This window comes from Pseudomonadota bacterium, from assembly GCA_016195085.1.
In the GTDB taxonomy this organism is placed as follows: Bacteria; Pseudomonadota; Alphaproteobacteria; order SHVZ01; family SHVZ01; genus JACQAG01.
The window spans coordinates 26,102-51,252 of the sequence record JACQAG010000016.1 but is presented as its reverse complement, the minus strand read 5'-3'; the positions used below and the strand labels follow the sequence as shown (position 1 = coordinate 51,252).

Below are 25,151 nucleotides of genomic sequence, written 5' to 3'. Positions count from 1 at the left end.
CTCGTCGATGCCGAGGATGGCGATGATGTCCTGGAGGTCCTTGTAGCGCTGGAGGATCTTCTGCACCGCGCGCGCGACCCCGTAGTGCTCCTCGCCGACGATCTTGGGGTCCAAGATGCGCGAGGTCGAGTCGAGCGGATCGACCGCGGGGTAGATGCCGAGCTCGGCGATCTGCCGGCTCAAGACCGTGGTTGCGTCCAGATGCGCAAACGAGGTGGCCGGCGCCGGGTCGGTCAAGTCGTCGGCCGGCACGTAGATGGCCTGCACCGAGGTGATCGAGCCCTTCTTGGTGGTGGTGATGCGCTCCTGGAGCGTGCCCATGTCGGTCGCCAGGGTCGGCTGGTAGCCCACCGCCGAGGGAATGCGGCCCAACAGCGCCGAGACCTCGGAGCCCGCCTGGGTGAAGCGGAAGATGTTGTCGATGAAGAGCAGCACGTCCTGGCCCTCATCGTCGCGGAAGTATTCGGCCAAGGTGAGGCCGGTCAGGCCGACCCGGGCGCGCGCCCCCGGCGGCTCGTTCATCTGTCCGTAGACCAGCGCGCATTTCGAGCCAGGCCCGTCGAGCTTGATCACGCCCGACTCGATCATCTCGTGATAGAGGTCGTTGCCCTCGCGGGTGCGCTCGCCGACGCCGGCGCCGCCGAACAGCCCGATCTTGCCGCCTTTGGCGTAGGGCGCCAGCAAATCGACGACCTTGATGCCGGTGACCAGCACCTGCGCCTCGGTCGACTGCTCGACGAATTCCGGCGCCGGCCTGTGGATGGGCGAGTGCTTCTTGGTGGTGACCACCCCGCGCTCATCGACCGGCTCGCCAATGACGTTGATGATGCGCCCCAAGGTCTCCGGCCCGACCGGCACGGTGATCGGACCGCCGGTGTCGACCGCGTCCTGGCCGCGCACCAGCCCGTCAGTCGTATCCATGGCGATGGTGCGCACCATGTTCTCGCCCAGATGCTGCGCCACCTCGAGCACCAGCTTGCGGCCCTGGTTATCCACCGTGAGCGCGTTCAAGATCGGCGGCAGATCGCCTTCGAACTGCACGTCGCAGACCGCGCCGATCACCTGCTTGATCTTGCCGATTGTATTCTTCGCCATGGAACGCTCCATCATCCCGACGCCGCTCGGAGGCGGCCTGAAGTCGTTACGCCAGTTTTTTACCTGTCATGCGCGGGCTTGACTGGGGGTGGGCTTTAGGAGGGGGTGGGGACCACCCCCTCCTCGAGAACCTCCCCCGCGCATCCAAGTGGCGCCGCCGCACGAACGAAGACGTGGATGCCCGGACCAAGTCCGGGCATGACGAACAAAGAAGAATGTGCGGCTGCGCCACCGCTACACCGCCTCCGCACCGGAGATGATCTCGATCAGCTCCTTGGTGATGTAGGCCTGGCGCGAACGGTTGTAGGTGAGCGTGAGCTTGCTGATCATCTCGCCCGCATTGCGGGTAGCATTGTCCATGGCGCTCATGCGCGCTCCCTGTTCGGAGGCGGCGTTCTCGAGGAGCGCCCGGAACACCTGGATCGCCAGGTTGCGCGGCACCAGCCGGGTGAGGATGGTCTCCTCGTCGGGCTCGGCCTCGTAGATCGCCTGGGCGCCCCCCTTTAGCGCATGGGGCGGCGCGTCCGCCGCCGCCGCCGCGGCGGGCAACGGCACGGGAATGAGCTGCTGGGTGGTCACGATCTGGGTGATCACCGACTTGAACTTGTTGTAGATGATCGTGCAGACGTCGAACTCGCCCGCCTCGAACATGCCGATGAGACGCTGGGCGATCTGGTCGGCTCCAGCGAAGCCGAGCCGCGGCTTGCCGATGTCTTCGATGGTGCCGACGATCAGCCTGCCATAGTCGCGGCGGAGCTGGTCGCGGCCCTTGCGGCCGATGCACAGCACCTTGACGGTCTTGCGCTCGGCCTCGAGGCGGCGAATGAGGGCGCGCGAGGCGCGCACGATCGAGGAATTGAAGCCGCCGCAGAGCCCGCGGTCGGCGGTCGCCACGACGATCAGCTGCACCTCATCCCTGCCGGTTCCCGACAAGAGCTTGGGTGCGCCGGCCATGCCGACCATGCGGGCACCCATGGAGACCATCACCCGGTCCATGCGCTCGGCATAGGGCCTGGCAGCCACAGCCGCTTCCTGGGCGCGGCGCAGCTTTGCCGCCGCCACCAGCTTCATGGCGGCGGTGATCTTCTGCGTCGACTTGACGCTGTTGATGCGGACCTTGAGGTCTTTGAGGCTGGGCATCGGCCGGGGTCAGATCCTAGCGTGAACGGCGGGCGGAATTAGGCGAAGGCCTTGGAATAGGTCTCGATGAAGGACTTGAGCTTCTCCTCCGTCTCCTTCTTCAGCTCCTTGTCGTCGCGGATCGCCTTCAGGATATCGGCACCCTTGGCGCGGAGCTCGGAGAGGAAACCCTGCTCGAAGCGAACGATGTCGAGCACCGCGATCTTGTCGAGAAAGCCGCGAACGCCGGTGAAGATCGAGGCCACCTGCTCCTCGATCGGCAGCGGCTGGAACTGCCCCTGCTTCAGGAGCTCCGTCAGCCGCGCGCCGCGCGCCAAGAGGCGCTGGGTGCTGGCATCGAGATCGGAGGAGAACTGCGCGAAAGCGGCCATCTCGCGATACTGGGCGAGCTCGAGCTTGATCGAGCCCGCGACCTGCTTCATCGCCTTGATCTGGGCCGCCGAACCGACCCGGCTCACCGACAGGCCGACATTGATGGCCGGTCGGATGCCGCGATAGAACAGCGCGGTTTCGAGGAAGATCTGCCCGTCGGTGATCGAGATGACGTTGGTGGGGATGTAGGCCGACACGTCGCCCGCCTGGGTCTCGATGACCGGCAAGGCGGTCAAGGAGCCCGAGCCGAAATCCTTGTTCATCTTGGCGGCGCGCTCGAGCAGGCGCGAATGCAGATAGAACACGTCGCCCGGATAGGCCTCGCGTCCCGGCGGCCGGCGCAGCAACAGCGACATTTGCCGATAGGCGACCGCGTGCTTGGAGAGGTCGTCGTAGAACATGACGGCATGCATGCCGTTGTCGCGGAAGAACTCGCCCATGGCGCAGGCGGTATAGGGGGCGAGGAATTGCATCGGTGCTGGCTCGGAGGCGGTGGCGGCGACCACGATCGAGTATTCGAGCGCGCCCGAATCCTGCAGGACCTTGACGATCTGCGCTACGGTCGAGCGCTTCTGGCCGATCGCGACGTAGACGCAGTACAGCTTCTGCGACTCCTCGCCCGCGGCGTTGATCTTCTTCTGATTGATGATGGTGTCGATGATGACCGCGGTCTTGCCGGTCTGGCGGTCGCCGATGATGAGCTCGCGCTGGCCGCGGCCGATCGGAACCAGGCTGTCGATCGCCTTCAGGCCGGTCTGCATCGGCTCGTGCACGCTGCGCCGGGGAATGATGCCCGGCGCCTTCACCTCGACGCGGGTGCGCTTGACGTCGCTCAACGGGCCCTTGCCGTCGATCGGGTTGCCGAGCGCATCGACGACGCGGCCCAAGAGACCCCGGCCGACCGGCGTGTCGACGATGGCGCCGGTGCGCTTGACCGTGTCGCCTTCCTTGATGTCGCGGTCGTCGCCGAAGATGACGACGCCGACATTGTCCACTTCGAGGTTGAGCGCCATGCCGCGGATGCCGCCCGGGAACTCGACCATCTCGCCGGCTTGCACCTGATCCAGGCCGTAGACGCGAGCGATGCCGTCGCCGACCGACAGCACCGTGCCGACCTCGGCCACTTCCGCTTCGGTGCCGAAATTGGCGATCTGTTGCTTGAGGATGTTGGAGATTTCGGCGGCGCGGAGTTCCATCACGCGGTTCCCTTCATCACGAGCTGCAAGCGCTTCAGCTTCGTCTGCAGCGAGGTATCGACCATGCGGCTGCCCAGCCGCACGACGAGGCCGCCGATCAGGCCGGGCTCGACCTTGAGATCGACGGTGATTTTGCTCCCTGTGGCCGATCTGAGCGCTTGGGCGAGGGCTTCGACCTGCGGGGCTTTGAGCGGTGTGGCGGAGGTCACCTCGGCGGTCATCTCGCCGCGCCGGCGGGCGAGCTCGGCCAGGAACGCATCGATGGTGGCGACCAGCGCGAACAGCCGGCGATTGCCGGCGACGGCACCCAGGAAGCGGCGGGTCAAATCGTGGAAGCCGGCCTTGCTCGCGATCTCGACCAAGGCGCGCGTCTGCTCGGCTCGGGTGATGACCGGGCTCCTGATCAACCGTGCCAGATCCGGCGCGGCCGCGACCATGCGCTTCACCTCGCGCAGATCGGCAGCCAATTGATCGAGCGCTTTCGCCGTATCGGCCAAATCGTACAATGCCGATGCGTAGCGCTCGGCGATGAGGCCCGTGCTCTCAGCAGCCACTACATACGTCCCTGATCGACCTTGGAGGGGCGCGTCCGAGGCGCCCGTGAAGCCGAAACCCCCCGCCGCGGCAAGGCCCGCCCGGCCCGGCGGCCCGGTAACTAGCACAGGGTTTTGAGTGGTGCAACATGAGGGGGCGGATGCCTCCCGTGCGACAACATTCAGCAGGCGGAATGCCGGCGGCGCGCCGGGATCGAGACGATCAAAGACCGGCTGAGATCGGGGCGCGAATACCGCTGTGTGCCCCCACCCTATCCCTCCCCCACCTAACGGTGGAGGAGGGGACAAGAGTGCGGGCGCTTCGAACACCCTCCCTCGCCGAAGGCGGGGGAGGGCTGGGGTGGGGGCCCATCGATGAAATACGCAGCGTCAAGCCGCCTTCCGGCGGCGCCTGAGCAGGCTCAGGATCTCCGCCGCGGCGGCCGGGATGTTGGTGCCCGGGCCGTAGATCGCCGCGACACCGCCGGACTTGAGGAAGGCGTAGTCCTGGGGCGGGATGACGCCGCCGCAGACGATGAGCACGTCGCTGCCGCCGCCCTCATCCAGCGCCTTGCGCAAGGCCGGCACCAGGGTCTTGTGGCCGGCGGCCTGGCTCGAGACGCCGATCACGTGCACGTCGTTCTCCAAGGCTTGCCGGGCGGCCTCCTCCGGGGTCTGGAACAACGGCCCGATATCGACATCGAAGCCGATATCGGCAAAGGCGGTGGCGATGACGCGCGCACCCCGATCATGGCCGTCCTGGCCGAGCTTGACGACGAGGATGCGGGGTCGCCTGCCTTCCTCGGCGGCAAAGGCGTCGGTCTCGGCCTGGATGCGGCGGAAGGCGGCGTCACCCTGATAGGCCTGGCCGTAGACGCCGGACACACTCTGGGTGGTGGCCTTGTAGCGGCCGAAGACCTGCTCGAGGGCATCCGAGATCTCGCCCACGGTCGCGCGCGCCCTGGTGGCCGCAATCGCCAGCTCCAGGAGGTTGCCGGTCTCCTCCTTGGCCGCGCGGGTCAGCGCCTTGAGTGCCTCCTCGACCTTCGCCTGGTTCCGCTCGGCCTTGAGCTTCGCCAAGCGGCGGAGCTGGCCGTCGCGCACCTTGGTGTTGTCGATGTCGAGGAGCTTGACCTCGGTCGGTTCGTCCGGCTGGTACCGGTTGACCCCGACGATCACCTCCTGGCCGCGGTCGATGCGGGCCTGGCGGCGCGCGGCGGCTTCCTCGATCCGGAGCTTCGGCAGCCCTGCCTCGATCGCCTTGGTCATGCCGCCCAAGGCCTCGACCTCCTCGATCAGCTTCATCGCTTCGTCGGCGACCGAGCGGGTCAGGCTCTCGACATAGTAGCTGCCGCCCAGAGGGTCGATGACCCTGGGGATGCCGGTCTCTTCGGCGATGATGAGCTGGGTGTTGCGCGCGATCCTGGCCGAGAACGTCGTCGGCAAGGCGAGCGCCTCGTCGAAGGCGTTGGTGTGCAAGGATTGCGTGCCCCCCAGCACGCCGGCGAGCGCCTCGATGGTGGTGCGCACCACGTTGTTGTAGGGGTCCTGCTCGGTCAGGCTGACGCCCGAGGTCTGGCAGTGGGTCCTCAGCGCCAGGCTCAGCGGATTCTTCGGCTGATGGCGCTGCATCAGCTCGGCCCATAGGAGACGTGCCGCCCTGAGCTTGGCGATCTCCATGAAGAAATTCATGCCGAGATTGAAAAAGAACGACAATCTGGGCGCGAAGGCGTCGATGTCGAGGCCGCGGGCGAGCGCGGCGCGCGCATAGTCGAGCCCGTCGGCGATGGTGTAGGCGAGCTCCTGCACCACCGTCGCCCCCGCTTCCTGGATGTGATAGCCGGAGATCGAGATCGAGTTGAACCGCGGCATGTGCTTGGCGGTGTGCTCGATGATGTCGGCGACGATGCGCATGCTGGGCCCGGGCGGGTAGATATAGGTGTTGCGCACCATGAATTCTTTGAGGATGTCGTTCTGGATGGTGCCGGAGAGCTTCGCCGCCGGCACCCCCTGTTCCTCGCCGGCCACGATGTAGCCCGCCAGAATCGGCAGGACCGCGCCGTTCATGGTCATCGACACGCTCATCTCTTCGAGCGGAATGCCGTCGAACAGCGTCTTCATGTCCTCCACGGAATCGATCGCCACGCCGGCCTTGCCGACGTCGCCGACGACGCGAGGATGATCGGAGTCATAGCCGCGATGGGTGGCGAGGTCGAAGGCGACCGAGAGGCCCATCTGCCCCTGGGCGAGATTCTTGCGGTAGAACGCGTTCGAGTCCTCGGCCGTGGAAAAGCCGGCGTACTGGCGGACGGTCCAGGGCCGGTTCGCATACATGGTGGCACGGGGGCCGCGGACATAAGGGGGAAAGCCGGGAAGCGAGCCCAGCGCCGCCAAGCCCTCGAGGTCGGCGGCGGTATAGAGCGGCTTCACCTCGATGCCCTCGGGCGTGAGCCAGGCGAGCTCGGATGGGTCGCGGCCCAGCTCGCGCTTGGCGAGATCCGCCCATTGCTCGAGGCTGGGCGTGCGGAATGGGGCCATGCCGGCCGCTCCTTCTGGGGACAACGCCCGCATCAAGCGGGCGCCCGCTCCCGTGGTGCCGAATTCTTCGAAGATATGGGGTGCCGGCAGCTGCGTCCAATCGCATGTGAGCACAACCCTGCATATGTACTCTTGGATTGTGTAATGCCAAGAATTGCGGCAGTCTGACCGACATCGATGGTAGGGAGTGGCCAATCTACAACCTACCCCCGGTTGTCCTCACGCGGCATGCCAGCCATGGCTCTTACGGGCTTCCATCCTTGAGCAGCGAACGCCCTCCGGCGAAACGGCAGCGACCCACGGCAACCCACGGCGCACCTGCTCCGACCTCCCGGCTGGAGAGCGCCCGGGTGCGCCGCAACGTCTGGGTCACCGGCCGGCGCACCTCGGTCAGTCTGGAGACCGCGGTCTGGGACGCCCTGGTCGAGATTTGCGAGCGCGAGGGCCATGGCATGGACGCGCTCTGTTCCATGGTCGACCAGCGCCGCCAGCGGGCCAGCCTCGCCTCCAGCCTCCGCATCTTCGTACTGGGATATTTCCGCGCGATTGCCGACCGCCTGACAAGGCGCGCCCGGCGGCGGCGCGATCCGGCCGACGAGGCGCCGCTGCTTGCTACCGTGCTCGCCCGCCTGTCGGGCCGGAGGGGGGCGGGTGCCGGCGGCAGAGGCCCGCGCGGGAAAAGGGCGGGGTAATCCGCCTCCCGACGAGGCGGCGTGCCGAGGGCGGGAAGGGAAGGCAGGTGAGGCTTCTATCGGCGCGACACTTTGGCGCATGGCATCAAGGCCTTGTTGTACCTGGCCCGGCGCTTGGATAGCTTCGCTGGCAAGCGGGCGAGATGGGCCCGCGGGGGTGCCAATCCCCGCGGTCGCTTTGTCCTGCACGCATGCGAACCGGCCGGTATCAGCGGCCGGCGCCTCCGAACGAGAGAGGATGGTCGAGACCGATGCGTGGCCTAATCCGTTTGTCGTCCGCCCTGGCCTTGACGGTCGTCAGCTCGATTCCGGCCGGGCTCGCCTTGGCGGCGGAGCCCTTGCCCTGGCAGATGGACATGCAGCCGGCGGCCTCCCTGACGCGCGAGCGCATCACCTCGCTGCACGACTTCCTCCTGGTGGTGATCACCGTCATCTCGGTCTTCGTGCTGGGCCTGCTGCTCTACACCATGGTGCGCTTCCGCGCGTCGAAGCATCCGGTGCCCACGAAGACCTCCCACAACACCGTGATCGAGATCCTGTGGACGGTGATCCCCGTCGTTATCCTGGTGATCATCGCGGTGCCGTCATTTCGGCTGCTGTATTTCGCCGATAGGGTGCCGGTCGCGGACATGACGCTCAAGGTCACCGGCCACCAGTGGTATTGGTCCTACGAATATCCCGACAGCAAGGGTCTCGCCTTCGACAGCTACATGATCCCGCTCGCCGAGCTGAAGCCCGGGCAGAAGCGCCTGCTCGACGTCGACAACCCCTTGGTGCTGCCCGTCGACACCACGGTCAGGCTGCAGTTCGTCGGCGTCGACGTCTTGCACAGCTGGTTCATGCCGGCCTTCGGCGTGCAGCTCTACACCACACCCGGCCGCATCAATGAGAGCTGGGTCAAGGTGACGAAGGAAGGCACCTTCTACGGCGAATGCAACCAGATCTGCGGCATCAACCACGCCTACATGCCGATCGCGGTCAAGGTCGTCTCCAAGGCCGAGTTCGCCAAATGGGTCGAAGAGGCGAAGAAGAAGTTCGCCAGCGACGCGCCGGCTCCGGCCATCGGCGCGCTTGCGGCAGCGTTTGCAACCTCGCTTTAACCCGCCGAGCCAGGCCTAAGAGCCGCCCCCGCGGAGGAGAGATCGACCATGTCCTACGGACGATCCACCGACAGCCATGCCGAGCACGGCCACGATGACCATATGCCGGGCTTCTTCGTGCGTTGGTTCTGCTCGACCAACCACAAGGACATCGGCACCCTCTACATCATCTTCGCGGTAATCGCCGGCCTCATCGGCGGCACCTTGTCGGTGATCATCCGCATGCAGCTGGAGCATCCCGGCGGCACCATCCTCGGCGACAACCAGCTCTACAACGTGATCATCACCGCGCATGGGCTGATCATGATCTTCTTCATGGTCATGCCGGCGATGATCGGCGGGTTCGGCAACTGGTTCGTGCCGATCATGATCGGCGCTCCCGACATGGCCTTCCCGCGCATGAACAACATCAGCTTCTGGCTGCTGGTTCCCTCATTCGCGCTCCTGTTGGGCTCGAGCGTGGTCGATGGCGGCGCCGGCGTCGGCTGGACCCTCTATCCGCCCTTGTCCGGCATCGCCGGCCATCCCGGCATCGCCGTCGACATGGCGATCTTCTCCATCCACCTGGCGGGCGCGTCGTCGATCCTGGGCGCCATCAACTTCATCACCACCATCTTCAACATGCGCGCGCCGGGCATGACCTTGCACAAGATGCCGCTGTTCGTCTGGGCGATCCTGGTGACGGTGTTCCTCTTGCTGCTGTCGCTGCCGGTCTTGGCCGGCGCCATCACCATGCTGCTGACCGACCGGCATTTCGGCACCGCCTTCTTCGATCCCGCGGGCGGCGGCGATCCGGTGTTGTTCCTGCACCTCTTCTGGTTCTTCGGCCATCCGGAAGTGTACATCCTGATCCTGCCGGGTTTCGGCATGATCAGCCACATCGTCTCCACCTTCTCAAAGAAGCCGGTGTTCGGCTATCTCGGCATGGCCTACGCCATGGTCTCGATCGGCGTCGTCGGCTTTGTGGTGTGGGCGCACCACATGTTCACCGTCGGCATGGAAGTAGACACCCGCGCCTACTTCACCGCGGCCACCATGGTCATCGCGGTGCCGACCGGCATCAAGATCTTCAGCTGGATCGCCACCATGTGGGGCGGCTCGCTCGAGTTCAAGACGCCGATGCTGTGGGCGATCGGCTTCATCTTCCTCTTTACCGTGGGCGGCGTCACCGGCGTGGTGCTCGCCAATGCCGGCGTCGACCTGGCCCTCCACAACACCTATTACGTGATCGCGCATTTCCACTACGTGCTGTCCTTGGGCGCGGTCTTCGCCATCTTCGGCGGCTTCTACTACTGGATCGCCAAGATGTGCGGGCGCCAATACAACGAGACGCTCGGCCGGATCCATTTCTGGACCACCTTCATCGGCGTCAACCTCACCTTCTTTCCGATGCACTTCCTGGGCCTGGCCGGCATGCCGCGGCGCATCGCCGACTATCCCGACGCGTTCGCCGGCTGGAACCACGTGGCCTCGATCGGCAGCTACATCTCCGCTGCCTCGACCGTGCTGTTCGTGGTGATCATCTTCCACACGCTCTTGGCCGGAAGGCGCGTCGGCGCCAATCCCTGGGGCGAGGGTGCGACCACGCTCGAATGGCAGGTGAGCTCGCCGCCGCCCTTCCACACCTACGAAGAGATTCCCGTCATCCGTTGAGAGGCGGCGGGGACTGAGCAAGGCCGATGGCTGAGATTTCGATCGAGACATCGCCGATCGCGGCAGCACCGGCCGCTTGTGCAGGCCTCGATGCCGCGGCGGTGTCCGATTTCGTCCAGCTTTTGAAGCCTCGGGTGATGTCGCTGGTGGTCTTCACCGGGCTTGCCGGAATGCTGGCGGCGCCGGTTCCGGTGCATCCGATCATCGGCACCATCGCCATCCTCTGCATCGCGGTGGGCGCCGGCGCCGCCGGCGCCATCAATATGTGGTGGGAGCGCGACATCGATGCGCTCATGAGCCGCACCAGGGATCGACCGCTCCCGGCCGGGCGCATGGCTCCAGGCGAAGCTCTCGGCTTCGGCGTCGTCCTGTCGGTGGGTGCGGTCTTGCTCATGGGCCTGGCCGCCAACTGGCTCGCGGCGGCACTGCTCGCTGCCGCCAACCTCTTCTATGTGTTCGTTTACACGATGTGGCTGAAGCGTCGCACACCGCAGAACATCGTCATCGGCGGCGCCGCGGGCGCCTTCCCGCCGATGATCGGCTGGGCGGTAGCGACGGGCGATGTGTCGTTGGCAGCATTGGCGCTCTTCGCCATCATCTTCTTTTGGACGCCGCCGCATTTCTGGGCTTTGGCCCTCTATCGGGCAAGCGACTATGCCCGTGCCGGGATTCCGATGCTGCCGGTGGTGGCCGGTCGGCGCCGGACCAAGCGCCAGATGCTGATCTACACCATCCTACTCCTGCCTTTGGCCGAGGCGCCGTGGTTCATGGGGCTGGTCGGTTGGGTTTATGGGGTGGCGGCGCTTGCGCTCGGGCTCCTCTTCGTCATTGCCGCCTTGCGCGTCTGGTTCGAGGAGGGCGATCGGGCAGCCAAGCACATGTTCGCCTACTCCATCCTCTATCTCTTCATGCTGTTCGCGCTCCTCATCGTCGATCGCCTCGGAGCGGGAGCATGACTATGGCGGACGAGCGCAACGTTCAGGCGTTCAGGGAGAGCCGGCGCGCCCGCAACCGGGCGCTGTTGCTCGTGCTGCTCGGGCTCTGCCTGTTGTTTTACGTGCTCTCGATCGTGCGCATGAGCGGCGGCTGAGCCATGCTCGCCCGTCGCAATCGCCGGCTCGCCGGCTCGCTCGTGGTGGTGGTTGCCGCCATGGTCGGCTTGAGCTTTGCCGCGGTGCCGCTCTACCGGCTGTTCTGCCAGGCGACCGGCTATGGCGGCACTACGCAGCGCACCGAGGCGGCAGCCTCCCACAGCGTCGATCGCTGGATCACCGTGCGCTTCAACGCCGAGACGGCACCTGACCTCCCCTGGACCTTCAAGCCGGAGCAGGCCTCCATGCGCGTCAAGGTGGGCGAGAGCCAGCTTGCCTATTACCGTGCGGAGAACCGCAGCCGCGAAGCCCTCATCGGCTCCGCCACCTACAATGTGACGCCGCTCAAGGCCGGCTATTATTTCGACAAGACCCAATGCTTCTGCTTCAGCGAGCAGACGCTGGGGCCGGGCGAGAGCGCGGAGCTGCCGGTCGCCTTCTATATCGACCCCGACATCGTCAAGGATCGCAACCTGGATGAGGTCGAGACCATCACGCTGTCCTACACCTTCTTCCTCGCCAAGCGGCAAGAGCAGAAGACCAGCGCGGTCTCGAGCGCTCCCGCTAATCCCGCCAACGAATTGAACTGACGCCAAGGGTTCGATCGGAGACTTGCCATGAGCGACGCCCACGCCCCAGCCCACAAGCATCCCTACCACCTGGTCGACCCGAGTCCGTGGCCGCTGGTGGGCGCCTTCGCCGTCACGGTGCTGGTCGGCGGCGCTTTGGCCCTGTTCAAGGACATGGGCTACGGCATCCTGATCGTCGGCTTCCTCCTGGTGGCGTTCACCATGGTGCTCTGGTGGCGCGACGTGGTGAAGGAAGCCCATAGCGGTTACCACACGCCGGTGGTGGGCGTCGGGCTCCGCTATGGCATGATGCTGTTCATCGCCTCGGAGGTGATGTTCTTCAGCGCGTTCTTCTGGGCGTATTTCACCTTCGCGCTCTATCCGAACGCCGGCATCGACTACACCTGGCCGCCGCCCAACATCGTCACCTTCCAGCCCTTCGAGCTGCCGTTCATGAACACGATCATCCTGCTGCTCTCGGGGGTGACCGTGACCTGGGCGCATCATGCGTTGCTCGAGGGCGATCGCAAGGGGCTGGAGCGCGGGCTTGCCTGCACGATTCTGCTGGGCCTCCTGTTCACCTCGGTGCAGGCCTGGGAATACACCCATGCGCCGTTCAACTTCAAAGACGGCATCTATCCCTCGACCTTCTTTATGGCGACCGGCTTCCACGGCTTCCACGTCATCATCGGCACGACCTTCCTCATCGTCTGCTTTTTCCGGGCTCGCGCCGGGCACTTCACGCCCCAGCAGCATTTCGGCTTCGAGGCGGCGGCGTGGTACTGGCATTTCGTCGACGTGGTCTGGCTGTTCCTGTTCTGCTGCATCTACTGGTGGGGTGCGGGAGCGCACCAGCTCGCCGACTGAGGCGGGCGGGCATGAACCCCGCCCCGCCGGTCTCATGGGTGCGCGCGGGGTTGTTGTGCCGCTGTCCCCGCTGCGGCGAGGGCAGGTTGTTTCACGGCCTGCTCAAGCTTCGGGCGAGCTGCCCGGTCTGCAGCCTCGATCTCAGCGCCCAGGACACCGGCGACGGACCGGCGGTGTTCGTCACCTTCGCGCTCGGCATCCTGGTGATCCCGCCGGTCTTCTTCTTGGAGATGCGGGTCGAGCCGCCCATCTGGGTGCATGCGGTGATCTGGCCGCCGGTGATCGTCGGCCTCGCCATCGGTCTCTTGCGGCCATTGAAGGCGATGCTGATCGCGCTGCAGTTTCGTCACCGCGACCTCGGAGCCTAGCCCATGGCGATGCGCTGGCGCTTCCGGCCGACCTTCTGGCCGACGGTGATGACCGTCCCCGCTTTTCTTGCGCTCATCGGCCTCGGCACCTGGCAGGTGGAGCGCCTGGCCTGGAAGGAGGGGCTCATCCGTACCCTCGAATCCCGCTCCAGCGCCCCGCCGATTCCGCTCCCCGCCGATGCCGGCAGCATCGAGGAGAGCGAATACCACCGGGTCCGGCTCGAAGGCGAATGGCTCCACGACCGCGAGCTGTTCTTGACCGGGCAGACCTATAACGGCCAGGCCGGATGGGACGTGGTGACGCCGTTCCGCAACCTCGACGGTGCGCTGGTCCTGGTCGACCGCGGCTGGATTCCCTTCGAGCGCAAGAACCCGGCCATGCGCAAGGGCGGGCAGATCGAGGGCCCGACCATGGTGGACGCCCTCATCCTCAAGGACCTCCGGCGCGGCTATTTCCAGCCCGACAACGAGCCCCAGCGCAATCTCTGGTTCTGGGTGGATACGGCGGCGATGGCGCGAGCGGCGGCACTCGCCTCGGTCAAGCCTTACCTCTTGGTCGCCTTGCGCCATCCCATTCCCGGCGGCTTTCCCGTCGGCGGCGAGATCAAGGTGGCGCTCCGCAACGATCATCTGAGCTACGCCATCACCTGGTACAGCCTCGCCCTCGCCCTCCTCGTCATCTATGGCCTCTACCATACGAAGCGGATGGAATAGGGCCGCAGGAGCGGCGTGCTCCGGCTTTACTTGCTCGGGAGCTTGTCACCCTTCATCGGCGGGTTACTGACGCCCGCACGCGCCAGGATGCCGAGCGCCTTGCGCACATCGCCGCGCGCGGCGCGCTCGCGGAAATAGTCCTCCGTCCGGAGCGCCGACAGCTTCTCGGCGACCGCGACGTTGATGAACTGGTTGAGCGCGACGCCCTCGGCCGCCGCCAGCTTGCGGAGCTCATCCAGCAGCGAGGGTTGGAGCCGCAGCGCGAAGTTGCTCTTCCTCATGATCGACCCCCCAATGCCTTCAGCGCGTCGCCGGGCGAGCATACGATGATGCCGAATCGCGTCCCGGCCGCTCCGAAATCCCCTAGATTGAACGTCACCAGCCGATCCGCTTGCCCGTTCACCGCCGCCTCCAGCACCATCTCGTCGTTCGGGTCCTTGAGTGCCGGCCGCCAAAGGAAGGCTAGCCGGACCGGCTCGGCGACCCGCACGACGGCATCGAGCAGCGCGCCGACATCACTCACCGACAGTCCCGCTGCAGCCAGATGTTCGGGTCTCGTCATGACCGCCTGATATTCGATAACTAGCGGCACCGATAGGACCAGCGTGCACGTCCGTTGCAGCACCGCCAACAATAGGCGACGCGACGCCCCGGCCTCGCTGCGGATCGCCGCGACCATGACGTCGGTGTCGAGGACGAGCCGCATCGCGATTCAGATATGCTATCGCGGGCGATATTGCAAGATGTGTCGAGAAATCGCAACTTCGGCATAGCTGCCGATCGGATCGTCCCGTTTCTAGCCGTTGCTATGCTGCCGCCTTCTGGTGGCAACGCGGCACATTGCCGGCCCGCCACTCTTCTGATCCGCCGATGAATCCGCCAACAAAGCCCTGAGCGGATCTGGTTGGAGGAAAAGCGTGAGCTCTCGCCGGCAACCATGGACTCGAACACCCCAAACGCGAGGAGTAGCTGGTAGCATCTCGGCTTCAAATCCGAGAACACGATGCCCACGCTCTTTATGTTCTGCGGCTTGCCGGGTTCGGGCAAGACAACCTTGGCCAAACGACTCGAGCACGGGCGCTCGGCGTTGAGGCTCGACCCTGACGAATGGATGTGCAGAATTATTGGAGACGGTTATGACGCAGCAAAACGGGCGGCGGTTCACGCCGTCCAGTGGGGGATTGCAGCGCGGGTGCTTGGCCTAGGGGTCGATGTCGTCCTTGAGTTCGGTTTTTTTCGTCGGCGCGAGCGCGATGATTATCGGGCTCGCGCGGCAGCGCTCGGTGCAGAGATCCAGCTCTGCTTCCTCGATGTTCCCCGCGAAGAGCTTCTTCGGCGCCTTGCCGCGCGCAACGCCAATTTGCCGCCTGCCACGTTTCATGTCAGCGAAGATCTCTTAGACGAGTGCATTAGCTGGTTTGAGCCACCGACGTCGGATGAATTTGAGCCGGCATCCGCGAGAAACACGGTGGAGTAGATTTGTGACTCCCACAATGGATTTCTACTCGGTAAATTCGTCATGGCCGGGCTCGTCCCGGCCACCCACGTGGCGCCGCCGCACGATGGAAGCCGTGGATGCCCGGAACACGTCCGGGCATGACAATGACTAAGAGCGAGTGGAATGCAGGACCGGGCTGAAGGATCTGAGGCATCGCACGGCAAGGACCCAATATCGCTCGACAGTCTTTTGGTCAGCTTCGATCCCGCGAAGCACCGCCGCCATCCCGAGGAGCGCGCATGGGACGATGCTCCGCAGGGTAAAGAAGTCCTATGACTTGAATTCTCCATTGGAAGATCTGACTCGTATGCCCGCCTATCAATCCCTCGAATCCCGCTTCCGCCGCATGGCCCTCATCGACGAAGCCCGCGCCATGCTCGACTGGGACTATGCGGCGATCATGCCCGAAGGCGGGGCCGCCGCGCGCGCCGACAGCCTGGCGGCACTCAAGGTCGTCAGCCACGAGCTCATGACCGATCCCCGGCTGGGCGATCTTCTGGATGAGGCCTCGGGCGACAACACCCTCGATGAGTGGCAGCGGGCGAATCTCCGGGAGATGCGGCGGCTGCGCCTGCATGCGACTGCGGTCGCCGCCGATCTGGTGGAAGCCCTATCGAAAGCCGCCAACGACTGCGAGATGGTCTGGCGGAAGGCGCGGCCGGCGAACGACTTCAAGAGCCTCCTGCCCTCGCTCCAGCTTGTGCTCGATCTCTCCCGGGAGATGGCAAAGGCGAAGGCGGGCGTGCTCGGCACATCGCCCTACGAGGCCTTGCTCGACCGCTTCGAGCCCGGCGGCTCGACCGAGCGCATCGACCTGGTGTTCGACGGCTATGCGCGCTTCCTGCCGGATTTCCTCGAAGCCGTTCTGGCCCATCAGGCCCGCATGAGGCCGCCGGTGAAGCCCATGGGTCCGTTCCCGATCGAGGCGCAGCGGCGTCTCGGCATCGAGTTCATGACCCGGCTCGGCTTCGACTTCCAGCATGGGCGTCTGGATGTGAGCCTGCATCCCTTCTGCGGCGGCATCCCTGAGGACGTGCGCATCACCACCCGCTACGCCGAAGAGGATTTCACCCAAAGCCTGATGGGGGTGCTGCACGAGACCGGCCATGCGCTCTACGAGATGGGCCTGCCGAAAAGCTGGCGCCGGCAGCCCGTGGGCGAGGCCCGCGGCATGGCCGTGCACGAGAGCCAATCCTTGTTGATCGAGATGCAGGCCTGCCGCTCGCGGGAGTTCATGGAGTTCGCCGCACCGCTCATCCGCGCCGCCTTCGGTGGCTCCGGCCCGGCCTGGGAGGCGGCCAATCTCCACCGCCTCTACACCACGGTCGCCCGCAGCCTCATCCGTGTCGAGGCGGATGAAGTGACCTATCCCGCCCATGTCATCCTGCGCTACCGGCTGGAGAAGGCGATGATCGCGGGCGAGCTCATGCTCATCGACCTGCCCGGCGCCTGGAACGACGGCATGCGGACGCTCCTGGGCGTGGTGCCGCCCGATGACCGCCAGGGCTGTCTGCAGGACATCCATTGGCCGGCCGGCGTCTGGGGCTATTTCCCGACATACAGCCTGGGCGCGATGACCGCGGCCCAGCTCTTCGATGCGGCCAGCCGCGCCGATCCGAGGATCGTCCCCGGGCTGGCGCGGGGCGATTTCGCGCCGCTCATCGCCTGGCTCCGCGCCCATGTGCATGGCCAGGGATCTAAGCTCTCGACCGATGAGCTGGTGGCGGCGGCGAGCGGCCGGCCGCTCGACCCGGAGGTGTTCAAGACGCATGTGCGGACGCGCTATCTCGGCTGAGAATCCGGGCGTCCGTCTCTCTTCGATCGTCCCTCCCGAGGAGCTTCGATGACCTGGCCTGCGATCGCCCCCATCCTTCTCTTGTCGGTATCCAACATCTTCATGACCTTCGCCTGGTACGGCCAACTGAAATTCCCACGCGAGACGCTTTGGCTGGTCGTTCTGGTTAGCTGGGGTATCGCCTTTTTCGAGTATTGCCTCGCCGTTCCCGCCAATCGCATCGGCTACACGGTCTATTCGGCGGCACAGCTGAAGACCATGCAGGAGATCATCACCCTCTTGGTCTTCGGCGTGTTCTCGGTCAGCTATCTCGGCGAACGGATTCAGTGGAACCAGGCGGCCGCGTTCGGCTGCCTGGTTCTCGCCGCCTTCTTCGCCTTCAATAAGTGGGACTAGGATCAGCCCCGGCCGCCCTTGCGCCGGGAGAGCCCGGTTTGTAGGGTAGCGCCCCATCCGGAGCGAGGCCTTTGCGATACATCAGCACGCGCGGCGAGGCGGCGGCGCTCGAATTCGACGACGTATTGCTCGCGGGCCTGGCCCGCGACGGCGGCCTCTACATGCCGGAGCGCTGGCCCAGCCTGTCGCTCACCGGCCTATCCGGCCTTTCCTATGCCGAGCTTGCGGTCCGCGTCATGGCGCCCTTCATGGGTGACGGCATCGCCGCCCAAGGCCTGGAGAAGGCCGCGCACGAAGCCTATGCCGGCTTCCGCCACCGGGCGGTCGCCCCCTTGAAGCAGCTAGGATCCGACCGCTGGCTGCTGGAGCTGTTCCACGGGCCGACGCTTGCCTTCAAGGACTACGCCCTCCAGCTCGTCGGCCGGCTCTTCGATCAGGTTCTGGCCGGCCGCGACGAGCGGGTCACCATCGTCGGCGCCACCTCCGGCGATACCGGCTCGGCCGCCATGGAGGCCTTGCGCGACCGCCAGGCGATCCAAGTGTTCATCCTCTTTCCCCATGGCCGCGTTTCGGATGTGCAGCGTCGGCAGATGACCACGCTGGGCGCGTCCAACGTGCACGCGTTGGCGATCCGCGGCAGCTTCGACGACTGCCAGGACCTGGTCAAAGCCATGTTCAACGATCGCCCGTTCCGCGATCGCATGAACCTGTCGGCGGTGAACTCGATCAACTGGGCCCGGATCATGGCCCAAATCGTCTATTACGTCTGGGCAGCGCTGGCGCTGGGGGCGCCCGGCCGTCGTGTCGCCTTCGCCGTGCCGACCGGCAATTTCGGCAATATCTTCGCCGCCTATGCCGCACTCCGCATGGGCCTGCCGATCGAGCGGCTCATCATCGGCTCCAACCGCAACGACATTCTGACGCGCCTCATCCGCTCGGGCGAGATGCTGATGCGTCCAGTCGAGCCCAGCCTCAGCCCCAGCATGGACATTCAGGTGTCGAGCAATTTCGAGCGGTTGCTGTGGGAGCTCATGGATCGCGACGGTGCCGCCGTCGCCGACAGCATCTCCCGCTTTCGCCAGGAAGGAAGCTTTCGCCTCGATCCCGATCGTGCCGGACGGCTCGGCCGTCTCTTCTCCGGCCATCGGCTCGATGACGACGGCACGCTCGCCGTCATCGCCAAGACCTGGCGCGAGACCGGCGAGCTCATCGATCCCCACACCGCGGTCGGCCTGGCGGCCGCCGACGCCGCCCGCCTCGAGGCCGGCACGGCCGTGGTCAGCCTCGCCTGCGCACACCCGGCGAAGTTCCCCGATGCGGTCTACCGCGCCACCGGCCAGCATCCAGCCCTGCCCCGGCACTTGGCCGATCTCAATGAGCGCGCCGAGCGGGTGAGCGTGCTCGACAACGATCTGGCCCAGGTCGAGGATTTCGTCGCCGGCCGGGCGCGGCTCCTGGGGGCGGCATGACCGTCGCCGTCACCCGTCTCGCGAACGGCCTCACGGTTGCCACCGATTCCATGCCCGAGGTGGAATCGGTGTCGCTCGGCGTCTATGTCGCCTGCGGCACCCGGCATGAGGCCGCCGCGGTCAACGGCGTGGCGCACATGCTGGAGCACATGGCCTTCAAGGGCACGGAGCGGCGCTCCGCCTTGCGCATCGCCGAGGAGATCGAGGCGGTGGGCGGGCATCTCAACGCCTATACCAGCCGCGAGCAGACGGCCTACTACGCCCGCGTGCTGGCCGATGATCTCGGGCTCGGCCTCGACATCCTGGCCGATATCCTGCAGCACTCGACCTTCGAGGCGGGCGAGCTCGAGCGCGAGCGCCAGGTGATCCTGCAGGAGATCGGCCAGGCCGAGGACACGCCCGACGACATCATCTTCGATCGCTTTCAGGCCGCCGCGTTTCCCGACCAGGCGGTCGGCCGGCCGGTGCTCGGCACCAGCCAGATCGTCGCTTCCTTGAGCCGCGAGGCGGTCGGCGGCTATATGCGCGCCCATTACGGCCCCGACGCCATGATCCTGGCGGCGGCCGGGCGGGTCGCGCACGACCATGTGGTCGAGCTGGCGCGCTGCGCCTTCACCGACCTGCCCAAGGTCCGGCGCGAGCAGCCGGAGCCGGCGCGCTATCGGGCCGGCGAGGCGCGCGAGGATCGCGATCTCGAGCAGCTGCACGTGGTCCTGGGCTTCGAGGGCATCGGCTACCACGACCCGGACTATTTCGCCCAAGCGGTGTTCTCGACCCTGTTCGGCGGCGGCATGTCCTCGCGGCTCTTCCAGGAGGTGCGCGAGAAGCGCGGTCTCGTCTATTCGATCTATTCCTTCGCCTCGGCGATGACCGATTCCGGCATCTTCGGCGTCTATGCCGGCACCGGCGAGAAAGAGATCGGCGAGCTCCTGCCGGTGGTGGCCGAGCAGTTCCGAAATGTCGCCGCCAGCGTCAGCGAGGCGGAGCTCGCCCGGGCCCGCGCCCAGCACAAGGCCGGCCTGTTGATGGCGCGCGAGAGCACCAGTGCGCGGGCCGAGCAGCTGGCGCACCAGCTCATGATCTATGGCCGGCCGCTGGACGTGCCCGAGCTCGTGGCCAAGGTTGACGCGGTCGACCCTGCCGCCATCGCCCGCGTGGTCGACCGCCTCAGCCGCTCGCGGCTGACAGTGGCCGCCGTCGGACCGCTCTCGCGCCTCGAGCCCTATCCGGCGATCCTCGAGCGCTTCGCGTGACCTCCTAGGACGGACCCACCATGGCGCTGTTCCTCCAGGAGCGCTCCGAACCGAGGCTCGATAGCCGCGTCGTCTATCTGCGCCCGCCCAGGCGCCGGGACTGGCGCGCCTGGGCCGAGCTTAGAGCGATGTCGCGGGACTTCCTCGTGCCCTGGGAGCCGGCCTGGAGCTCGGATGCGCTCACCCGCGCCGCCTTTCGCCGTCGGCTCGGCCGCCAGGCCGAGGATTGGGAGCGCGATCAGGGCTATGCCTTCTTCATCTTTCGCCAAGCCGACGATGCGCTCCTGGGCGGCATCAACCTCAACAACGTGCGCCGCGGCGTGGCGCAGATGACCAGCCTCGGCTACTGGATCGGCCAGCCCCATATCCGCCACGGCTATATGAGCGAGGCGCTCAAGCCGGCCCTCGTATTCGCCTTCGAGCATCTGGGCCTGCACCGCTGCGAGGCCGCGTGCCTGCCTGCCAACCGCGCCAGCCAATCCGTGCTCCGCCGCTCCGGCTTCCGCGAGGAAGGGCTCGCCAAGCGCTATCTCAGGATCAACGGCGAGTGGCAGGACCACGTGTTGTTCGCCCTCCTGCGCGAGGAGGCGCAAGCGCAGGGGCTGATTTAGGTCTTGTTGGCAGCCACCTTCGGCTCGCCGGCGCGCTCGAAGGCGGCGATGACCGCAGCCTCGCTCAAGAGCTCCGGCAAGAGCACGCCGTCGGGGGCGCCGGGCCCATAGACGGCGTTGAAGGGAATGCCGTAGCGGCCGTGGCTGGCGAGATAGTCGGCGATCTCGGCATCGGGCCTGGTCCAGTCGGCGCGGAGCGCCACGACGCCCTTCTGGTCGAGCTTCTGCCGCACCGCCTCGCTCGACAGCACGATCCGCTTGTTCACCTGGCAGGTGAGGCACCAATCGGCGGTCACGTCCACCAGCACGACCTTGCCCTCGCCGACGAGGCGGCGGAGCGACTCTCGATCGAAGGCCCGCCAGCGCGAGTCTGAAGCCACGGCAACCGGTGCCGCGCCGCCCGGACCGAGATGACCAGGGGCGAAGAACGCGGCGAGCGCCAGGACCGAGGCGGCGACAATGGCGGGCCGTCCGGGCACGATGACCCAGGCCGCAAGCGCGGCGGCGATGAGCCCGAGCACGACAAGCGCCGCAACGATGCCGCTCTCGCTCGCCAGCACGCTGGTGAGCCAGAGCGCGGTCACGGTGAGCGCTGCGGCGAGAACGCGCTCGAGCCAGATCATCCAGGGACCGGGTCTGGGCAGCTTGGTGACCAGTCCCGGGAACAGCGAGAGCCCGAGATAGGGGAAAGCCAGGCCCAGTCCCATGGCGAGGAAAACCGTCGCGATCTCAGCCGGGCCTTGGCTGAGCGCGAAGCCAAGTGCGGTGCCGACGAAGGGTGCGGAGCACGGGGTCGCCAGCAGCGTGGCGAAGACGCCGGTCAAGAAGTGGGCGGCCAGACCCTGCCCATGCGGCCTTGCCGCCGGTTCGGCTAGCGCGGAGGGCAGCCGGAGCTGAACGAGGCCCGTCAGGCTCGCGGCGAAGAAGGCCAGCACGCCGGTCATGAAGACGAGAAACGCCGGCTCTTGGAACTGCATGCCCCAGCCGACCGCCATGCCCCAGCGCTTGAGGAGGATCGCGCCGAGGGCCAGCAGCAGGAAGGAAGCGACGATGCCGGCGGCCGAGGCGAGGAAGGCGAGCCGGGTGGCGCTCCTTTCCGCGCCGCTATGGCGTGCCAGCTGCAGCAGCTTCAGCGACAGGACCGGCAACACGCAAGGCATGAGATTTAAAACGAGTCCGCCCAGCAGCGCGATCAGCAGCATCGGAACGAGCGCGAGGGAGCTCCGGACCGGCGCCTCGGCCAGGTGCTGGACTTCGAGCGCGCGCTCGCCGTCGACCAGCGTGAGCATCAGCCGCTGGCCGGCGAGACTAGCGGCATCCGGCCCGCTGGCGCTGAGCGTGAACCGCGCCTGCCTGCCGCTGTCGGAGAGCCTGACTTGAGGCCGGCCGAAGCCGAAGCCGCTCGGGCCCTCGATCAGCACGTCGGGATGGATGAAGGCCGGATCGGCGCGTGCCAGGATGGTGAGCCGCGTCGCATTGCCTTCGCCCGCGGCCTCGATCCTGTCGAGCGCCAGGCCGACGGCGGTGGCCGGGCTCGGCACCCGCGCATTGAAGCGATCGATCTCATGGGCCTCGGCGCTGGCCTTTGCCGGTCCCGCGGGCAGGACCAGCGCCAGGCTCGAGGTCATCGGGATGCAGACCTCCTTGCACACCAGCCAGTCGAGCTTGAGCGTGAGGTCGAGTTTCCGTCCCGGCTCCCTGAGCGTGGCGATCACCGGGAGGACCGGCGTGCCCTCATAGCCGAGTGTCTCCAGCCCGAACAGGCTGAACCGCTCCGGCAGCGGCCATTTGAGCAGCACCTCGGCCAGATTTTCCGAACCCGACCAGTCGAGGCGCGGCGCATAGCCGGCATCCCCTGGTGTGCGCCAATAGGTCTTCCAGCCCGGGGCGAGCTGGAATTCGAGCCCGAGGCGAAGGGACGCCAGCTCGCCGACGGCGGTCGTCGCGGCAATCAGCCGCACCTGGCCGAGCTCATTCGGATCCGAGGGCAAGCTGGCGGCACCGGCGGGCCCGATCGCCCGCGCCAGCAGCAGCACCGCCAGCGCCAATAGGCGGACAAGGCAAGACTTTTCGTTGCCGGAGCAGAGCCGGCTGGGACGGGTAATCATTCGGTGTTACGGCTGTTTGGCCAAGCTTCGGCTCCCATATATAGTTCCTGCCTGACTTGGCCGCGCGTCAAATCCGCGTGGTCTGGACGAAGGCGGGGCTGGAGAGGTGTGCCAAAAGCGTGACAGCAGCGGGATAATCGATCATGGCTAGAAGCACGAAGGATCCGGCTCCCAAACGCGGCCGATCGAAGGGGCCCGGTAAGGGCGAGCCAGGCGATTCGCCGCCTGAGGCGGGCAACGCGCCGAGAACGCGCACTGCCAAGAGCCTGTCAAAGGACGCACCGCGTGCGAGCAGCAGCTTCGCCGCGCAGGTCGGCTTCGGTTCCGGAGCGCGGGCCCCGCTGGGCGACGACAAATCCAAGGGCTATCTGGTCGGGCAGTTGCTGATTGCCATGCCGACGATGATGGACCCGCGCTTCCAGCGCACGGTCATCTTCATGTGCGCCCATGACGAGCGCGGCGCCATGGGGCTGGTGCTGAACCGGCTGATCGAGGCACTGACCTTCCCGGAGCTCTTGAAGCAGCTCGGCATCGAACCGGAGAAGACCTCGCAGCGCCCCATTCACTTCGGCGGGCCGGTCGACATGGGCCGCGGCTTCGTCTTGCATTCCGATGACTACAACCAGGACGGCACGGTCCTGGTGAAGCCCGGCTACTCGGTGACGGCGACCGTCGACATTCTGCATGCCATCGCCAAGGGCGAGGGACCGATCGAGAGCCTGCTCGCTCTGGGATATGCCGGCTGGGGCCCGGGCCAGCTCGATGATGAGATCCAGGCCAATGGCTGGCTGCACGCGCCCGCCGACCACACGCTGGTGTTCGATCCCAATCTCGAATCGAAATGGGAGCGGGCGATGGCGAAGATCGGCGTCGACCTCTCGGTGCTCTCCGGCGAGGCCGGCCACGCCTGAGCGCGCCCGGCGGCATGAGCGGGCAGCGTGAGCCTGGTTAAACCCGCGGCGTAAGGATCACCGGGTCGCGCGCCGGTTGCTCGAAGTCGAAGCAATCCAAGAGATCGTTGGCAGCGGCGTCGCGCTCGGTCAAGGGCGCCAGGTCGAAGAGGCGCTCGATGGTCTTGAGCACGCTCACATGGGAATAGAGCGTCGAGGAGACCCGGCCGCGCCTGGCATGGGCGCCGATGACGAGGCAGGGCACGCGGTAGCCGTAGCGCTCGTAGAGCCCGTCACGCTCGACGACGGGCGGAGTCACGTGATCGGCGAAGCCGCCCCATTCGTCCCACACCAGGAGAATGGCGCTCTTCTTCCAGAGCGGTCCCTGCATGACCGCATTGACCCGCTCGACCGTCCAATTCTCCCCCAGCTTGACGCTGTAGGGCGGGTGCTCGCTCTGATAGATGGAGGAGGTGACCCAAGAGACCGCCGGCAATCGGCCGGCCAGCGCGTCCCGGTCGAAGCCATCGATTGGCACGATGTTGCCGCTGGCGACGGCACTCTTGAAATGGCTCACGAGGCGGATCGAGGTGTCGGCGCTGTAGTTCCGCCAGGAGATGCCGCGCTCGCCGAGCCGGTCGACGATGCTGGGGATGTCGAAGCCGCCCACTTCCGGCTCGCCGCGGAAATTGTCGATCACCGGCGAGCGGCCGGCCATCAGCATGAAATAGTTCGGCTCGGAGCCGGCCTTGAGCTCGGCGAAATAATTGTCGCAGAGCACGAACTGGCGGGCATAGGCGAAGTAGTTGGGAATGTCCTCCTCGCGGTAGTGGCAGAGGCCGTTCGGCCCGCGGGTGGGGCCGGCAAGTGCGGCGCGGTAGCTGTGCGGCGGATCGGGCTGTTCGTCGGCGCAGCGCCGCTCGCCGGTTTCGCCGCGGCTCCCGGGGGTGGAATTTGGGAGGGGGTGAGGATCACCCCCTCCCCGACCCTCCCCGGGGAAGCTGCCGAAATAATTATCGAAGCTGTGGTTCTCGCGCAGGATCACCACGAGATGCTCGATCGACGTCGCCGCCGCCGGCGCTCGCCGGCTCCTGCCTGCGAGAGCGCCCATCGCTAAGAGACCGGCGCCCAACCTGAGGAAGCGGCGGCGCCCGAAGCGGTTGCGAGACCAGCGCACGGAAATCGTCCTCCCGGGTGCGAGCC

Annotated in this window: 25 protein-coding genes; 16 read left to right on the top strand and 9 right to left on the bottom strand. The window is 66.4% G+C overall.

Annotated features, from left to right (window positions below):
* The 5 genes from HY058_04580 to scpA form a co-directional block, all read right to left on the bottom strand.
* Positions 1-1,095, bottom strand: a 1,095-nt coding sequence (locus tag HY058_04580; protein MBI3496560.1) for a F0F1 ATP synthase subunit beta, incomplete at its 3' end; no start/stop codon positions are given.
* A 234-nt stretch (positions 1,096-1,329) separates the two neighbouring features.
* Positions 1,330-2,235, bottom strand: coding sequence for a F0F1 ATP synthase subunit gamma (locus HY058_04575; GenBank protein MBI3496559.1), 906 nt, complete (start codon positions 2,233-2,235; stop codon positions 1,330-1,332).
* 38 nt (positions 2,236-2,273) lie between these two features.
* Positions 2,274-3,803 (bottom strand): F0F1 ATP synthase subunit alpha, encoded by a 1,530-nt coding sequence (locus HY058_04570; protein ID MBI3496558.1) that lies wholly within the window; start codon positions 3,801-3,803, stop codon positions 2,274-2,276.
* On the bottom strand, positions 3,803-4,357 hold the full coding sequence (locus tag HY058_04565) for a F0F1 ATP synthase subunit delta (protein MBI3496557.1): 555 nt from the start codon (positions 4,355-4,357) through the stop codon (positions 3,803-3,805). Before HY058_04565 ends, HY058_04570 begins: the two co-directional genes overlap by 1 nt.
* A 369-nt stretch (positions 4,358-4,726) precedes the next feature.
* Positions 4,727-6,874 carry a methylmalonyl-CoA mutase gene (gene scpA, locus HY058_04560; protein ID MBI3496556.1) on the bottom strand — a complete coding sequence of 716 codons (2,148 nt, stop codon included), beginning with the start codon at positions 6,872-6,874 and terminating at the stop codon, positions 4,727-4,729.
* Positions 6,875-7,224: 350 nt separating this feature from the next.
* Here scpA and HY058_04555 point away from each other — a divergent pair, with 350 nt between their 5' ends.
* From HY058_04555 to HY058_04515, 9 genes are all read left to right on the top strand, one after another.
* Positions 7,225-7,566, top strand: coding sequence for a ribbon-helix-helix domain-containing protein (locus tag HY058_04555; GenBank protein MBI3496555.1), 342 nt, complete (start codon positions 7,225-7,227; stop codon positions 7,564-7,566).
* Between the two features lie 251 nt (positions 7,567-7,817).
* Positions 7,818-8,666 carry a cytochrome c oxidase subunit II gene (coxB, locus tag HY058_04550; protein MBI3496554.1) on the top strand — a complete coding sequence of 283 codons (849 nt, stop codon included), beginning with the start codon at positions 7,818-7,820 and terminating at the stop codon, positions 8,664-8,666.
* 48 nt (positions 8,667-8,714) lie between these two features.
* Positions 8,715-10,319, top strand: coding sequence for a cytochrome c oxidase subunit I (ctaD, locus tag HY058_04545; protein MBI3496553.1), 1,605 nt, complete (start codon positions 8,715-8,717; stop codon positions 10,317-10,319).
* A 26-nt stretch (positions 10,320-10,345) separates the two neighbouring features.
* Positions 10,346-11,275 (top strand): protoheme IX farnesyltransferase, encoded by a 930-nt coding sequence (locus tag HY058_04540; protein ID MBI3496552.1) that lies wholly within the window; start codon positions 10,346-10,348, stop codon positions 11,273-11,275.
* The gene (locus HY058_04535; GenBank protein MBI3496551.1) at positions 11,272-11,409 is read left to right on the top strand and encodes a hypothetical protein; all 138 of its coding nucleotides are present in this window, start codon (positions 11,272-11,274) and stop codon (positions 11,407-11,409) included. Before HY058_04540 ends, HY058_04535 begins: the two co-directional genes overlap by 4 nt.
* 3 nt (positions 11,410-11,412) lie before the next feature.
* A complete protein-coding gene (locus HY058_04530) occupies positions 11,413-12,000 on the top strand; it encodes a cytochrome c oxidase assembly protein (protein MBI3496550.1) in 588 nt (195 codons plus the stop codon).
* Between the two features lie 27 nt (positions 12,001-12,027).
* Positions 12,028-12,846, top strand: a complete 819-nt coding sequence (locus HY058_04525) for a cytochrome c oxidase subunit 3 (protein MBI3496549.1) — start codon at positions 12,028-12,030, stop codon at positions 12,844-12,846.
* Positions 12,847-12,857: 11 nt separating this feature from the next.
* Positions 12,858-13,214 carry a DUF983 domain-containing protein gene (locus HY058_04520; protein MBI3496548.1) on the top strand — a complete coding sequence of 119 codons (357 nt, stop codon included), beginning with the start codon at positions 12,858-12,860 and terminating at the stop codon, positions 13,212-13,214.
* 3 nt (positions 13,215-13,217) lie between these two features.
* Positions 13,218-13,928, top strand: a complete 711-nt coding sequence (locus HY058_04515) for an SURF1 family protein (GenBank protein MBI3496547.1) — start codon at positions 13,218-13,220, stop codon at positions 13,926-13,928.
* Between the two features lie 26 nt (positions 13,929-13,954).
* Here the strand turns inward: HY058_04515 and HY058_04510 are convergent, their stop codons facing one another.
* Together HY058_04510 and HY058_04505 are read right to left on the bottom strand one after the other, a co-directional pair.
* Positions 13,955-14,209, bottom strand: a complete 255-nt coding sequence (locus tag HY058_04510; GenBank protein ID MBI3496546.1) for a toxin-antitoxin system HicB family antitoxin — start codon at positions 14,207-14,209, stop codon at positions 13,955-13,957.
* Positions 14,206-14,634 (bottom strand): putative toxin-antitoxin system toxin component, PIN family, encoded by a 429-nt coding sequence (locus tag HY058_04505; protein MBI3496545.1) that lies wholly within the window; start codon positions 14,632-14,634, stop codon positions 14,206-14,208. The genes HY058_04510 and HY058_04505 overlap by 4 nt, the downstream gene beginning before the upstream one ends.
* 297 nt (positions 14,635-14,931) lie before the next feature.
* Here HY058_04505 and HY058_04500 point away from each other — a divergent pair, with 297 nt between their 5' ends.
* The 6 genes from HY058_04500 (at position 14,932) to HY058_04475 (ending at position 20,950) form a co-directional block, all read left to right on the top strand.
* Positions 14,932-15,405 carry an AAA family ATPase gene (locus HY058_04500; GenBank protein MBI3496544.1) on the top strand — a complete coding sequence of 158 codons (474 nt, stop codon included), beginning with the start codon at positions 14,932-14,934 and terminating at the stop codon, positions 15,403-15,405.
* Between the two features lie 328 nt (positions 15,406-15,733).
* Complete coding sequence (locus HY058_04495) at positions 15,734-17,221, top strand: carboxypeptidase M32 (GenBank protein ID MBI3496543.1); 1,488 nt, start codon at positions 15,734-15,736, stop codon at positions 17,219-17,221.
* A gap of 48 nt (positions 17,222-17,269) precedes the next feature.
* On the top strand, positions 17,270-17,617 hold the full coding sequence (locus HY058_04490) for a DMT family protein (protein ID MBI3496542.1): 348 nt from the start codon (positions 17,270-17,272) through the stop codon (positions 17,615-17,617).
* Between the two features lie 71 nt (positions 17,618-17,688).
* Complete coding sequence (locus HY058_04485; GenBank protein ID MBI3496541.1) at positions 17,689-19,086, top strand: threonine synthase; 1,398 nt, start codon at positions 17,689-17,691, stop codon at positions 19,084-19,086.
* Positions 19,083-20,339: an insulinase family protein gene (locus tag HY058_04480; protein ID MBI3496540.1), complete on the top strand. Its 1,257-nt coding sequence runs from the start codon at positions 19,083-19,085 to the stop codon at positions 20,337-20,339. Before HY058_04485 ends, HY058_04480 begins: the two co-directional genes overlap by 4 nt.
* A 20-nt stretch (positions 20,340-20,359) precedes the next feature.
* On the top strand, positions 20,360-20,950 hold the full coding sequence (locus HY058_04475; protein MBI3496539.1) for a GNAT family N-acetyltransferase: 591 nt from the start codon (positions 20,360-20,362) through the stop codon (positions 20,948-20,950).
* On the opposite strand, the gene HY058_04470 is transcribed toward HY058_04475, so the two are convergent.
* On the bottom strand, positions 20,947-23,058 hold the full coding sequence (locus tag HY058_04470; protein MBI3496538.1) for a thioredoxin family protein: 2,112 nt from the start codon (positions 23,056-23,058) through the stop codon (positions 20,947-20,949). The two genes, HY058_04475 and HY058_04470, sit on opposite strands and share 4 nt — an antisense overlap.
* Before the next feature lie 143 nt (positions 23,059-23,201).
* Between HY058_04470 and HY058_04465 the strand changes: the two genes are divergently transcribed.
* Positions 23,202-23,969 carry a YqgE/AlgH family protein gene (locus HY058_04465; GenBank protein MBI3496537.1) on the top strand — a complete coding sequence of 256 codons (768 nt, stop codon included), beginning with the start codon at positions 23,202-23,204 and terminating at the stop codon, positions 23,967-23,969.
* Between the two features lie 37 nt (positions 23,970-24,006).
* Here HY058_04465 and HY058_04460 read toward each other — a convergent pair whose 3' ends face one another.
* Positions 24,007-25,125 carry a hypothetical protein gene (locus tag HY058_04460; GenBank protein ID MBI3496536.1) on the bottom strand — a complete coding sequence of 373 codons (1,119 nt, stop codon included), beginning with the start codon at positions 25,123-25,125 and terminating at the stop codon, positions 24,007-24,009.
* Positions 25,126-25,151 lie beyond the last annotated feature (26 nt).